Annotated in this window: 10 protein-coding genes; 7 read left to right on the forward strand and 3 right to left on the reverse strand. The window is 68.6% G+C overall.

Annotated elements, in window-relative coordinates; translation table 11 throughout:
* Nucleotides 1-167 precede the first annotated feature (167 nt).
* The 7 genes from tkt to ACT86A_RS11675 all read left to right on the forward strand — a co-directional run bounded on the left by tkt (nucleotide 168) and on the right by ACT86A_RS11675 (nucleotide 9992).
* Nucleotides 168-2309 carry a transketolase gene (tkt, locus tag ACT86A_RS11645; RefSeq protein ID WP_445092072.1) on the forward strand — a complete coding sequence of 714 codons (2142 nt, stop codon included), beginning with the start codon at nucleotides 168-170 and terminating at the stop codon, nucleotides 2307-2309.
* Nucleotides 2310-2314: 5 nt separating this feature from the next.
* Nucleotides 2315-3454 carry a transaldolase gene (tal, locus tag ACT86A_RS11650; protein ID WP_445092073.1) on the forward strand — a complete coding sequence of 380 codons (1140 nt, stop codon included), beginning with the start codon at nucleotides 2315-2317 and terminating at the stop codon, nucleotides 3452-3454.
* A 3-nt stretch (nucleotides 3455-3457) separates the two neighbouring features.
* Nucleotides 3458-5035, forward strand: a complete 1578-nt coding sequence (zwf, locus tag ACT86A_RS11655; protein WP_445092074.1) for a glucose-6-phosphate dehydrogenase — start codon at nucleotides 3458-3460, stop codon at nucleotides 5033-5035.
* Complete coding sequence (opcA, locus tag ACT86A_RS11660; RefSeq protein WP_445092145.1) at nucleotides 5032-5940, forward strand: glucose-6-phosphate dehydrogenase assembly protein OpcA; 909 nt, start codon at nucleotides 5032-5034, stop codon at nucleotides 5938-5940. Before zwf ends, opcA begins: the two co-directional genes overlap by 4 nt.
* Nucleotides 5933-6688: a 6-phosphogluconolactonase gene (gene pgl / locus ACT86A_RS11665; protein WP_445092075.1), complete on the forward strand. Its 756-nt coding sequence runs from the start codon at nucleotides 5933-5935 to the stop codon at nucleotides 6686-6688. Before opcA ends, pgl begins: the two co-directional genes overlap by 8 nt.
* 234 nt (nucleotides 6689-6922) lie before the next feature.
* Entirely contained in the window at nucleotides 6923-9241 is a 2319-nt protein-coding gene (locus ACT86A_RS11670; protein ID WP_445092076.1) for a thiamine pyrophosphate-dependent enzyme, read from the forward strand.
* A 271-nt stretch (nucleotides 9242-9512) separates the two neighbouring features.
* Nucleotides 9513-9992 carry an SRPBCC family protein gene (locus ACT86A_RS11675; protein ID WP_445092077.1) on the forward strand — a complete coding sequence of 160 codons (480 nt, stop codon included), beginning with the start codon at nucleotides 9513-9515 and terminating at the stop codon, nucleotides 9990-9992.
* A 246-nt stretch (nucleotides 9993-10238) separates the two neighbouring features.
* On the opposite strand, the gene secG is transcribed toward ACT86A_RS11675, so the two are convergent.
* The 3 genes from secG to tpiA form a co-directional block, all read right to left on the reverse strand.
* Nucleotides 10239-10472, reverse strand: a complete 234-nt coding sequence (gene secG, locus ACT86A_RS11680) for a preprotein translocase subunit SecG (RefSeq protein ID WP_357067777.1) — start codon at nucleotides 10470-10472, stop codon at nucleotides 10239-10241.
* A 67-nt stretch (nucleotides 10473-10539) separates the two neighbouring features.
* On the reverse strand, nucleotides 10540-12138 hold the full coding sequence (locus ACT86A_RS11685) for an MFS transporter (RefSeq protein WP_445092078.1): 1599 nt from the start codon (nucleotides 12136-12138) through the stop codon (nucleotides 10540-10542).
* Between the two features lie 189 nt (nucleotides 12139-12327).
* The gene (gene tpiA, locus ACT86A_RS11690; protein WP_445092079.1) at nucleotides 12328-13113 is read right to left on the reverse strand and encodes a triose-phosphate isomerase; all 786 of its coding nucleotides are present in this window, start codon (nucleotides 13111-13113) and stop codon (nucleotides 12328-12330) included.
* Between the last annotated feature and the right edge of the window lies 1 nt (nucleotide 13114).

Raw genomic sequence — 13114 nt, forward strand, 5'->3', positions numbered from 1 at the left:
ACGGCGAAACTACCCAGGGTTACTGCTGTGCCGGTCACCGGGCACATCTAGGGTAGGTGGATAAAACCCCGGTATGCCCGCCGCAGCTGCCGCGCGATCATCGCCGTCAGAAGCCCACCCGCGAACCCACCCGCCGTCGACGAACCAATGTCAGGAGAATCTCGGTCGTGTCGATCACAGACGACATCCGCGCCCTCACTCAGCCGAACCACCCGGACGACTGGACGGAACTGGACACCAAAGCTGTCGACACCATCCGGGTCCTCGCCGCCGATGCGGTGCAGAACGCCGGAAACGGTCACCCCGGTACTGCTATGAGCCTGGCGCCGTTGGCTTATACCCTCTACCACCGCACCATGCGCATCGACCCCGCCGATCCCAGCTGGGTCGGCCGGGACCGGTTCGTGCTGTCGTGCGGCCACTCCAGTCTCACCCAGTACATCCAGCTGTATCTGGCCGGTTTCGGGCTGGAACTGGACGACCTGCGGAACCTGCGCAAGTGGGGCTCGCTCACCCCGGGCCACCCGGAGTTCCGCCACACCGATGGTGTCGAGATCACCACCGGCCCGCTCGGCCAGGGCCTGGCATCGGCGGTCGGCATGGCGATGGCGGCGCGGCGCGAGCGCGGACTGTTCGACCCGGACGCGGCGCCCGGCACGAGCCCGTTCGACCATTTCATCTACGTGATCGCCTCCGACGGTGACCTGGAGGAAGGCGTCACCTCCGAGGCGTCTTCGCTCGCGGGCACCCAGCAGCTGGGCAATCTGGTGGTGGTCTACGACGACAACAAGATCTCCATCGAGGACGACACCACCATCGCGTTCACCGAGGACGTCGCCGAGCGCTACGCGGCCTACGGCTGGCACGTGCAGGTGGTCGAGGGCGGTGAAGACGTCGTCGCCATCGAGGCCGCGCTGGCCGCCGCCAAGGCCGAGCTCGACAAACCTTCGATCATCGTGCTGCGCACCATCATCGGCTACCCGGCACCCGGCAAGATGAACACCGGCTCCGCGCACGGCGCCGCACTGGGCGCCGACGAGGTCGCCGCGACCAAGAAGGTCCTCGGCTTCGATCCGGATCGCAGCTTCGAGGTGGACCCGGAGGTCATCGCGCACACCCGCAAGGTCGTCGAGCGCGGCGGGCAGTCGCATGCGCAGTGGCAGCAGTCGTTCGACGCGTGGGCGGTAGCCAACCCGGAGAACAAGGCGTTGTTCGACCGCCTCAGCGCGCGGCGGCTGCCGGCGAACTGGGTGGCGAGTCTGCCCACCTACGAGCCGGATCCGAAGGGCATGGCCACCCGCAAGGCGTCCGGCAAGGTGCTCGCCGCGCTGGCGCCCGTGCTGCCGGAACTGTGGGGCGGTTCGGCCGACCTGGCCGAGTCCAACAACACCACCATGCCCGACCAGCCCAGCTTCGGGCCGGAGTCGATCTCGACCGGCATGTGGAAGGCCAACCCGTACGGCCGCACGCTGCACTTCGGCGTCCGCGAGCACGCGATGGCCGCGATCCTCAACGGCATCGCACTGCACGGCCCCACCCGCCCCTACGGCGGCACCTTCCTGGTGTTCAGTGATTACATGCGCCCCGCCGTCCGCCTGGCCGCGCTGATGCGGGTGCCGGCGATCTACGTGTGGACCCACGACTCGATCGGCTTGGGCGAGGACGGCCCGACGCATCAGCCGATCGAGCACTTGGCGGCGCTGCGCGCCATCCCGGGTCTGAATGTGGTCCGTCCCGGCGACGCCAACGAGACCACCTACGCCTGGCGCACCATCCTCGAGCGCGACAGCAGCGAGCACACCTCGCATTTCTCGGTGTCGCAGCCGCCGCACCAGGACGGACCGTCCGGGCTGGCGCTGACCCGCCAGGACCTGCCGATCCTGGAAGGGACCAGCTACGAGGGCGTGTCGAAGGGCGGTTACGTCCTCGCCGAGGCGTCCACCGGCACCCCGCAGGTGATCCTGATCGCCACCGGTTCCGAGCTCCAGCTCGCCGTGGCCGCCCGCATTACGCTGGAGGCGCAGGGCGTCGCCACCCGGGTGGTGTCGATGCCGTGCGTGGAGTGGTTCGACGCGCAGGACAAGGCTTATCGGGACCGGGTACTCCCGCCCGCGGTCACCGCTCGTGTCGTCGTCGAGGCCGGTATCGCGATGCCGTGGCACCGGTTCGCCGGTGCCGCGGGCGAGATCGTGTCGATCGAGCACTTCGGCGCCTCGGCCGACTACAAGACCCTGTTCCGCGAATTCGGCCTCACTCCGGAAGCCGTCGTTGCCGCCGCGCAGCGCACGCTCGAGAACGTGAAGGGATAGCGCCCATGGCTCAGAACGAAAACCTCGTCGCCCTCTCGGCGGCGGGAGTGTCCGTATGGCTCGACGATCTGTCCAGGGACCGGATCCGGTCCGGCAACCTGGCCGAGCTGATCGAAACCCGTTCCGTCGTCGGGGTCACCACCAACCCGACGATCTTCCAGGGTGCGCTCAGCCAGGGCCACACCTACGACAGCCAGCTGAAAGAGCTTGCCGCCCAAGGCGCCGACGCCGAGGCCGCGATCCGCACCATCACCACCGACGATGTCCGGGCGGCCTGCGACGTGTTCGCTCCGGTTTACGAAGCGACCGGTGGTGTCGACGGCCGGGTGTCCATCGAGGTGGATCCCCGCCTGGCGTTCGACGCGGACAAGTCCATCGCGCAGGCGGTCGAGTTGTGGAAGATCGTCGATCGGCCCAACCTGTTCATCAAGATCCCGGCCACCGAGGCGGGTCTGCCCGCGATCGCCGCGGTGCTCGCCGAGGGCATCAGCGTCAATGTCACGCTGATCTTCTCGGTCCAGCGCTACCGCGCCGTGATGGGCGCCTACCTGGACGGCGTGCAGAAGGCGAAAGTCGCGGGGCACGATCCGGCCAAGATCCACTCCGTCGCGTCGTTCTTCGTGTCCCGGGTGGACACCGAGATCGACAAGCGATTGGAGGCGATCGGCACGCAGGAGGCACTCGCACTGCGCGGGAAGGCCGGTATCGCCAACGCCCGCTTGGCCTACGCCGAGTATCAGGACGTGTTCGACGGCGGCAAGCACACCTCCACCTACACGACTCTGGCCGCCTCCGGCGCGAATCGGCAACGGCCGCTGTGGGCGTCGACCGGCGTGAAGAACCCGGACTACCCCGACACCATGTACATCACCGAGCTGGTCGCGCCGAACACGGTGAACACGCTGCCCGAGAAGACCCTCGAGGCGGCCGCCGATCACGGCACGACCCGTGGCGACACCGTCACCGGCACGGCCGCGGCGGCCCAGCGGATCTTCGACCAGCTCGCCGCGGTAGGCGTCGACCTGGACGACGTCTTCGCGGTGCTCGAGCGCGAAGGCGTGGACAAGTTCGAGAAGTCCTGGGAGGAGCTGCTTTCCGCCACGGCGGCGGAGCTGAAGGCGGCTGCCGAGTCCGGGAACAGCTGACCGATGGCCGGTACAGCGTCCACGGGTCGGCCGGCCGAGAACGATTGGCAGAACCCGCTGCGCGACAGACGGGACAAACGACTTCCGCGCATAGCGGGACCGTGCAGCATGGTGATCTTCGGTGTCACCGGTGACCTGTCCCGGAAGAAGCTGATGCCGGCCATCTACGACCTGGCGAACCGGGGGCTGCTGCCCCCGGCTTTCGGCTTGGTCGGATTCGCCCGGCGCGACTACGCCGACGAGGACTTCGCCGCGGTAGTCCTCGATGCGGTGCGAACACATTCGCGCACTCCGTTCCGCCAGGAGGTCTGGGACCAACTCGCGGAAGGCATCCGGTTCGTCCAGGGCAGCTTCGACGACGACGCGGCATTCGACCGGCTCGCCGACACCCTGGCCACCCTGGACAAGGAACGCGGCACCGGTGGCAATCACGCGTTCTACCTGTCGATCCCGCCGAGGACGTTCCCGTTGGTGCTCGATCAGCTCTCCGGGCGCGGCTTGGCGCAGACGAAGGGACCCCACGAAGGCGGCCGAAGGCCGTGGCGCCGGGTGGTGATCGAGAAGCCGTTCGGACGCGACCTGGACAGCGCCCACGAGCTCAACGCGCTGGTCAACCGGGTGTTCCCGGAGGAGACCGTGTTCCGCATCGACCACTATCTCGGTAAAGAGACGGTGCAGAACATTTTGGCGCTGCGCTTCGCCAACCAGTTGTACGAGCCGATCTGGAACGCCAATTTCGTCGACCACGTGCAGATCACCATGGCCGAGGACATCGGATTGGGCGGTCGCGCCGGCTATTACGACGGCATCGGCGCCGCGCGTGACGTGATCCAGAACCACCTGCTGCAACTGCTGGCGCTCACCGCCATGGAGGAGCCGATCAGCTTCGAACCCAAGCAACTGCAGACCGAGAAGATCAAGGTGCTCTCGGCGACCAAGCTCATCGAACCGCTGGACGAGACCACCGCGCGCGGGCAGTACACGGAGGGCTGGCAGGGCAGCGAGCACGTGGTCGGCCTCCTGGACGAGGAAGGTTTCGATCCGAATTCGCGAACCGAGACCTATGCCGCGATCAGCCTGCAGGTCGAAACCCGCCGCTGGGCGGGCGTCCCGTTCTTTCTGCGCACCGGAAAACGGCTGGGGCGCAGGGTGTCGGAGATCGCGGTGATCTTCAAACGGGCGCCGCACCTGCCGTTCGACCAGACCATGACCGAGGAGCTCGGGCAGAACGCACTGGTCATCCGGGTGCAGCCGGACGAGGGCATCACCACGCGGTTCGGTTCGAAGGTGCCGGGTTCCGGTATGGAAGTGCGCGATGTCAACATGGACTTCAGTTATGGCGAGGCGTTCACCGAATCGTCTCCCGAGGCCTACGAGCGCCTGATCCTCGACGTGCTGCTCGGGGTCCCGTCGCTGTTCCCGGTCAACGCGGAGGTCGAATTGTCCTGGCGCATCCTCGACCCGGTGCTGGAGCACTGGGCCACCGAAGGCAAACCGGAGCCGTACCAGGCGGGCACCTGGGGTCCGGCGTCGGCCGAGGAGATGCTCGCCCGCACCGGGCGGGAATGGCGGCGACCGTGATCGTCGACATGCCGGATACCAGGACCGGCGAGGTCACCAAACGCATCGTGCAGCTGCGCGAGAGCAACGGCGTGATCACCATGGGCCGAGTGCTCACCCTGGTCGTCTGCACTCTCGACAGCTCGGAGGCCGAGGACGCGATCGACGCCGCGAACGACGCCAGCCGAGAGCACCCCTGTCGCGTGGTGGTGCTCGCCCGCGGCGACCGGGGGGCCGCCACGCGGCTGGACGCGCAGATCCGGGTGGGCGGCGACGCGGGAGCAGCCGAGGTGATCGTGCTGCGCCTGCAGGGCGAGCTGATCAACCACGAGAGCAGCGTCGTCATCCCGTTCCTCCTGCCGGACACACCGGTGGTCGCGTGGTGGCCGCGCGGGGCCCCGGAGTTCCCGTCCAAGGACTCGGTAGGACGACTCGCGACCCGGCGGATCACCGACGCCACGTTCGCGCCCGATCCGCAGGCGGCGATCAAGAAGCGGCTCGGCTCCTATGCCAGGGGCGACTCCGATCTGGCCTGGAGCCGGATCACCTACTGGCGGGCACTGCTGGCCGCCGCCATGGATGAGCCTCCGTTCGAGCCGGTGGAGTCGGCGACGGTGTCCGGGCTGCGCGACGAACCCGCCCTCGACATGCTGGCTGGCTGGCTCGCCGCCCGGCTGGGTTGCCCGGTTCGCCGCTGTACCGGTCCCTTGCACGTGGAACTGCATCGCGGCATGGTCTCCATCGCGATCGAGCGACCGCAAGCCGGCCGCACCGCCACGCTGACCCGCACCGGCGACCCGGTGCAGCGGATCGCGCTGGCGCGCCGGGAGACACGCGACTGTCTTGCCGAGGAACTACGCAGGCTGGACGCCGACGAGATCTACGCGGAGGCGCTGGCCGGAATCGAGAAGGTGATCTATGAGTGACCACACCGATTCGCCGTTTCCCAGTGACACCGTCGAGGTCCATCTCGACACCGAATCACTGGTCGCCGCCGCCGCGGCCCGCTTCGTGTCGATCGTCGTCGCGGCCCAAGCCGAGCGCGGTGCGGCGTCGGTGGTGCTGACCGGTGGCGGCACCGGCATCGCCCTGCTGGAACAGGTGCGCAAGGCGCCCGGCGACATCGACTGGTCCCAGCTCGACGTGTTCTGGGGCGACGAGCGCTTCGTGCCCGCGGGCGATCCAGAGCGCAACGACCTGCAAGCCCGCCGAGCCCTGCTCGACGGCGTGCCGGTGAACCCGGCGCGAGTGCATCCGGTGGCCGCTTCCGATGGCGAGTACCCCGACCCGGTGGAGGCGGCCGCCGAGTACTCGGCCGGCGTGCACGCCTACCTCGCCGAGCACGGCGCGTTCGATCTGCATCTGCTCGGCATGGGCGGCGAGGGTCACGTGAACTCGCTGTTCCCGCACACCGACGCCGTGCGCGAAGAGCACGAGTTCGTTGTCGCCGTGACCGATTCGCCGAAGCCGCCCCCCGTGCGGGTGACTCTCACCCTGCCCGCCATCCGCCGATCTCGCCACGTCGTGCTGGTAGTCGGCGGCGCGGCCAAGGCCGAGGCGGTGGCCGCGGCCATCGGCGGCGCGGAACCACTCGACATCCCTGCGGCCGGCGCGACCGGCATCGACTCCACCACCTGGCTACTCGATCAGCAGGCCGCAGCAGCGCTGCGCTGAGTGCGGTCCCCGCGGCGCCTGCCGCAACCAGCGCGCAGGCGGCTGGGCCCGCCTGCCGTGCCGTGCGGCCGGCTCGTCGGCGCGCGGCGCCGGCAGTCGGGCGGCACCAGCTGGCTGCCCGATACCGTGCGGGGCCGCGGCCGATCGACGCTCCGGCGCGAGCGGTGCAGCACCCGTAGGCCGTATCCGCGATTCCTGAATTATTGTGCAGAATCAGGGATAAAAGCAGGAATAATGCTGACCGATATTCCTCCGATTGACGTACCTTTGCGGCATGATCGGGCAGTGACCGATCAGGCAGTGGATCTGGACGAACGGTTTCGCACCGCGATCGCCGCACTCACGCCGCAGCCGAGCCGTCCGGCAAGTCAGCCGATCGTGCCCGGCAGCGCGGTTACCGGCGCGGCCTGCCTCGAACTCTTCGAATCGCAAGCGACCAGCCGGCATCTCGACCTCGCGGCACGGCGCCTCGGCAGCGCCCGGCGCGGTTACTACAGCATCGGATCGTCCGGCCACGAAGGCAACGCCGCGCTGGCGGCGGCCCTGCGGAACCGCGACCCCGCTTTGCTGCACTACCGGTCGGGGGCATTCTTCGTGCACCGCGCTCGGAGCGTACCCGGTCTCGACCCGATCCGGGACGTGCTGCTCGGGGTCGTCGCCGCGGCGGCCGACCCGATTTCGGGTGGGCGGCACAAGGTGTTCGGCAGCGCGGCGGCGAACGTCATCCCGCAGACCTCGACCATCGCGTCACACCTTCCCCGCGCGGTGGGGTTGGCCTTCGCGATCGATCGCGCCGCGCGACTCGGACTTTCCAATCCGTGGCCACCGGACTCGGTGGTGCTGTGCAGTTTCGGCGATGCGTCGGCGAACCACTCCACCGCGGCTGGAGCGATCAATGCGGCGATCCATACCGCCCGCCAAGGGATTCCGCTACCGATCCTGTTCGTCTGCGAAGACAACGGCATCGGGATCAGCGTTCCCACACCGCCGGACTGGATCGAAAAGGCCTACGGTCATCGGCCCGGACTGCGGTACTTCAGCGCGGACGGCTGCGCCGCCGTCGACGCGCTGACCACCGCTACCGCCGCCGTACAGTGGGTCCGGGACAACCGGGCGCCCGCGCTCCTGCGGCTACGGACCGTCCGGCTGCTCGGTCATGCGGGTTCGGACGTGGAGACGGCCTACCGTCGTCCAATGGATATCGCCGCCGACCTGTCGCGCGATCCCGTGCTGACGACCGCGCGACTGTTGGTCGACTCCGGCGTGGTCACGCCCACCGAGGTGCTCGAATGCTACGCCGATCTGGGCCGCCGGGTCGCCGAGACAGCCGAAATCGTGTGCCTGGAGCCGAAACTCGCCTCCGCTGCGGCGGTGATCGCCCCGATCGGCCGGTCCCGTCCCGCCTTGGTGCGCGCGGAGGCACGCAGAGAACCCGTGGACGACCATCACGGGGTCTCGCGCAACCGGGTGGCCGGCGATCGAGCGCCCCGCCGGACCGATGCGTCATATTCCGCGAATGACGCTGCCGCGCAGGGTGATCCGATGACACTGGCGCAGGCGATCAACCACACGCTCACGGACCTGCTGGCTCGCGACCGCGATGTGCTCGTCTTCGGGGAGGACGTCGGCCGTAAAGGCGGCGTCTACGGCGTGACCAAGGGATTACAGAACATGTTCGGCGCGCGCCGCGTGTTCGACACCCTGCTGGACGAGCAGAGTGTCCTCGGCACCGCGCTCGGCGCGGCACTGGCCGGCTTCGTGCCGATCCCGGAGATCCAATACCTCGCCTACCTGCACAATGCCGCGGACCAGATTCGTGGCGAAGCGGCCACGCTCTCGTTTTTCTCCGACGGCCGCTACCGCAATCCGATGGTGGTGCGGGTTGCCGGATACGCCTACCAAAAGGGCTTCGGCGGCCACTTCCACAACGACAACTCGGTCGCCGCACTGCGCGACATCCCCGGCGTGGTCCTGGCCTCCCCGTCCCGCGCCGACGACGCCGCGGCAATGCTACGCACCTGTGTATCCGCCGCCCGCGTGGACGGCCGGGTATGCCTGTTCTTGGAGCCCATCGCGCTGTATCACACCCGCGACCTGTACGCACCCGGCGACGACGGCTGGCTGGCGCGCAAATCCGCCACCGAGCACGTGGAGATCGGCCGAGCCCGCGTCTACGGCGGCGGAATGGACCTGACCCTGGTCAGCTTCGCCAATGGCGTACCGATGGGCCTGCGCGTGGCGCGGCGGCTGGCCCGCAGCGGTATCCACGCCCGGGTGCTCGACCTGCGCTGGCTCGCTCCGCTACCGCTGGACGATCTGCTGGCGCACGCCCGCGCGACCGGCCGCGTCCTCGTCGCCGACGAGACCCGCCGCAGCGGCGGCGTGTCCGAAGCGATCTGCGCGGCGCTGATCGATGCCGATTACCCGGGTCGCCTCGCGCGCGTCACCAGCGAGGACAGCTTCGTACCCCTCGGCCCCGCCGCCGCGACGGTGCTGCTGGACGAGGACCGGATCGAGGCCGCAGCCCGCGCGCTCATGGGCGACCCGGCATGACGAGGGCTGCCGGACGCAATCCGACGACGGCCGCGCGGCGAACCGAACGAAGGCTGAGATCCCCGCACCGAGATCCCCGCACAGAGATCCCCGCACGAACGGCACCGCCGCCCGAGATCCGCTGACAGACCCGCGCCGGACCGAGCGAAGGCGAAGAAGCCGCCCGGTGCCGGCGGCACGCCGAAGCGCAGCAATCCTGGGAATCCGATTCGGGCGGGGAATAGTGGAAATACAGTGAGTTGACGGTGACCTGCAGCGGAAGGACACGGCAATGACCACGATGTCCATGCTCGGAGAGGTGCGGCCGGAGCACGAGCACACAGCCGGCGGCGATTCGGTGCTCCTGCACTACCTGCGTTCCTTCCACAAGCCCGTGCTGGAGGTCTGGTCGGCGGCCACCGAGCGCGGCCAGCTGGCCCGCTGGCTCGGCGCGGTCTCCGGCGGCAACGGCAACCTGACCATCGAGTTGCTCGACGGTCCCGTTCCCGGTCCGGTCGCGGTACGCGTCGCCGACTGTCAGGCTCCGCACGAACTGGTGGTCCATATCGATGGCTGCCTACTCGAAGTCCGCATGACCCAGGTCGGCGTGGTCACCACTGTCGAACTGACCCGCCGTCACGTCTGCTTCGCCGACGCGGGTGCCATCGGCCCGCGCTGGCAGTACGTGCTCGACCGGCTCACCGCCTACCTCGACTACCAGCCGCTACCGCGGTGGTCGGATTACCCGAAGCTGACCGCGGAATACCGGTAGGCGGCTACCCCGCCTCCGCGCAGCCGACAGGTACGGTCGGCCGCATCGACATGTGAACCAACCGACACCCCGGGTGCTCGGCCGTTCCGGATCGGCAGCCACAGGGTGCTCACCGCACAGAAAGCCAGCAGCACCGCGGGCGACAACGCGCAAAATGAATTCGCGGAACTGGCTATCCCGCTACGGCCATCGTCGCGGCGTTCTTGCTCGGTGCCGACGCACCAACGGCGGGCGTGCTGACCCGGATCAGGCGAACTTGATCTCCAGGCCGATGCCGAGGATGGCGATCAGCCAGATGACGCCGGTGAAGATGGTGATGCGGTCGAGGTTCTTCTCCACGACGGTGGAGCCGGACAGACTGGATTGCACGCCGCCGCCGAACAGGCTGGACAGACCTCCACCCTTGGCGCGGTGCAGCAGCACCAGCAGCACCAGCAGCACGCTGGTGATGATCAGGAGGATATCCAGGAACATCCGCATGCCGGACAGTCTATGTGGTCGCCGCGATCCCACCGAATCAGGCACTCGGCGGCGTCGCGATCGGCGCCTAGCGGCGCTCGACCGCCACCAGGTGGGTGAGCCGGTCGCCCTCCGGGGTGGTGAACTTCGCGACGGCCTGCTCCCGTTGCTGGTCCTGGGCGGTGAGCCGAACCTGGTGCTGGTGCATGTGCTCGGCCCAGGACCGCACGACGAATGCCTCCACGTAGCGGTCGATCACCCCGACGTCGCGGTAGAGCCGCCATTCCATCGCTCCGGTGCGCTGCCGGGACCGGCCGACGAAGACCATGGCGGCGAGAAATTCCTCGACGTCCTGCGATGGCACGTCATAGTCGCGCAGGATCAGGACCGGGCCGTCGTCGGGATCGGGTTCGACCACCAGCTGAGGCTCCGGCCAGAACGCCGACGGCGTCAGATCGATTTGCTCGGCATCGTGCCGGATCGGCAGCCACAGGGTGCTCACCGCACAGAATGCCAGCAGCACCGCGGCCCACAACAGTGCCGAGACCGACCCGATGGCACCGGCGACCAGGCCCCACACGAGTGAGCCGATCGCCTGGCCGCCCATGAAGACCAGCAGGTATACCGACAGTCCCCGCGCACGCACCCAGGCCGGTAGCAACAGCTGCATGGTCGAGTTCATCGTCGACATCGCCAGCAGCCAGGCCAGGCCCGCGCAGACCAGCAGCGGCAAAATCACGGGCACGACGCGCAGCGACGCGGTGCCCACGGTCGCGAGTCCGAACAGGATCGCGGCCGTGCTCAGCCGCTGGGTCGGGTTCAGCAATCGCCGCAGGCGCGACAACGAGGCGGCGCCGACCACCGCGCCCACACCGAGCGCGCCGAGCATCAGGCCGTATCCCGTGGACGACAATCCGAGCCGATCGCGGGCGATCACCGGTAGCAGCGCCCAGAGTGCGCTGGCGGGCGCGATGAACACGATCGAGCGCAACAGCACCCGCCGGATCGCCGGCGCCGCCCGGATGAAACGTGTGCCGGCCTGCAACGCCGCCAGCGGACGCTCGGTGGGTAGCCGCCGATCCGGCGCCGGCCGACGCCAGACCGTCAGCACCGCGACGATTCCGCCGAAGGACGCCGCGTTCAGCGCGAACACCAACGTCGGTCCGGACAGCGCGACCAGCGCACCGGCCAACGCGGGCCCCACCGCCCGGCCGATATTGATGTTCATGCTGCCCAGCGCCGCGGCCGCCGGGATCTGCTCGCGCGAGACCAGTTCCGGCTGAATCGCCTGCCAGGCGGGTGCGGTCAGCGCCTGCCCACAGCCGAGCAGGAACAGCAGCGTCAACAGCACCGCGGGCGTGGTGTGCCCGGTCGCGGTCGACACGGCGAGAATCGCCGCGAGGACCGCCATCGTCGACTGCGCGCCGAGCAACAGCCTGCGTCGATCCGTCAGATCGGCGATCACGCCGGACGGAATGGCCAGCAGCATCACCGGCAGTGCGATCGCGGTCTGCACGAACGACACCAGAGCGGCGGCGTTGGGCAGGTCGACCACAAGCCACTGCGCCCCCACCGTCTGCATCCAGGTGCCCAGATTCGACACCAGCTGGGCCACCCAGAGCGCCCGGTATATCGGGGAACGCAACGGCGCCCAGGTTGAACCAGAGGGCGTCGTCGCAGTTGTCACGGGCCGAAGCTTAGTCCCGCTAACCGCGGCTGCCGGTCGGGGTGTCCGGCCCTACGGCCCTTCGGCGTCCGGGCGCCACCGAAACGCGCGCACCGTCGTCCGTGATTCGCGCTTCGCATGCCGAAATCACTGCAGCCCGGCATCGCGGCGAGCGATGCCGGGCTGCAGTGCACAGTCCCCTCGAGCGGGTCAGGGCAAGGGGCCGCCCGCCGCGATCGCCGAGAGGGTGGCGAACTCGTCGCCCTTGAGCGAAGCGCCACCGACCAGTGCGCCGTCGATATCGGTCTGGGCGACCAACTCGCCGACGTTCTTGGCGTTCACCGAACCGCCGTAGAGCACGCGGACCTGTGCGGCGACCTCGGGCGAGGCCAGCGATGCCAACTCGCCACGAATCGCGCCGCAGACCTGCTGCGCGTCGGCGGGTGTGGCGACCCTGCCGGTGCCGATCGCCCACACCGGCTCGTAGGCGATGACGATCTTCGAGATCTCTTGCGCCGTCAAGCCTTTCAGCGATCCGCGCAGCTGTTCGAGATTATACCCGACATGCGTGCCCGCCTCGCGAATGTTCAGGCCCTCGCCGATGCACACGATCGGGGTGATGCCGTGCTTCAGCGCCTGCTTGGCCTTGGCCAGCACAGTCGCGTCGTCCTCGTTGTGGTACTGGCGCCGCTCGGAGTGACCCACCACGACGAAGGTGCAACCCAGTTTGGCGAGCATGCTCGCGCTGATCTCGCCGGTGTAGGCGCCCGACTCGTGCACCGAGACATCTTGCCCGCCATAGCTGAGCAGGAGTTTGTCTCCCTCGATGAGCGTCTGCACGCTGCGCAGGTCGATGAACGGCGGGAGCACCGCCACGTCGACCTTGTCGAAGTACTTCTCCGGCAGGGCGAATGCGATCTTCTGCACCAGAGCGATGGCCTCGAGGTGGTTGAGGTTCATCTTCCAGTTGCCCGCGATAAGTGGTTTGCGTGCCATG

It is taken from the genome of Nocardia glycosmidis (assembly GCF_052545115.1).

Excerpts from the sequence above, each read along its gene's own strand:
- tal (WP_445092073.1), top strand. The coding sequence starts at position 2,315 with ATGGCTCAGAACGAAAACCTCGTCGCCCTCTCGGCGGCGGGAGTGTCC.
- zwf (WP_445092074.1), top strand. The coding sequence starts at position 3,458 with ATGGCCGGTACAGCGTCCACGGGTCGGCCGGCCGAGAACGATTGGCAG.
- pgl (WP_445092075.1), top strand. The coding sequence starts at position 5,933 with ATGAGTGACCACACCGATTCGCCGTTTCCCAGTGACACCGTCGAGGTC.
- ACT86A_RS11670 (WP_445092076.1), top strand. The coding sequence starts at position 6,923 with ATGCTGACCGATATTCCTCCGATTGACGTACCTTTGCGGCATGATCGG.
- ACT86A_RS11675 (WP_445092077.1), top strand. The coding sequence starts at position 9,513 with ATGACCACGATGTCCATGCTCGGAGAGGTGCGGCCGGAGCACGAGCAC.
- secG (WP_357067777.1), bottom strand. The coding sequence starts at position 10,472 with ATGCGGATGTTCCTGGATATCCTCCTGATCATCACCAGCGTGCTGCTG.
- tpiA (WP_445092079.1), bottom strand. The coding sequence starts at position 13,113 with ATGGCACGCAAACCACTTATCGCGGGCAACTGGAAGATGAACCTCAAC.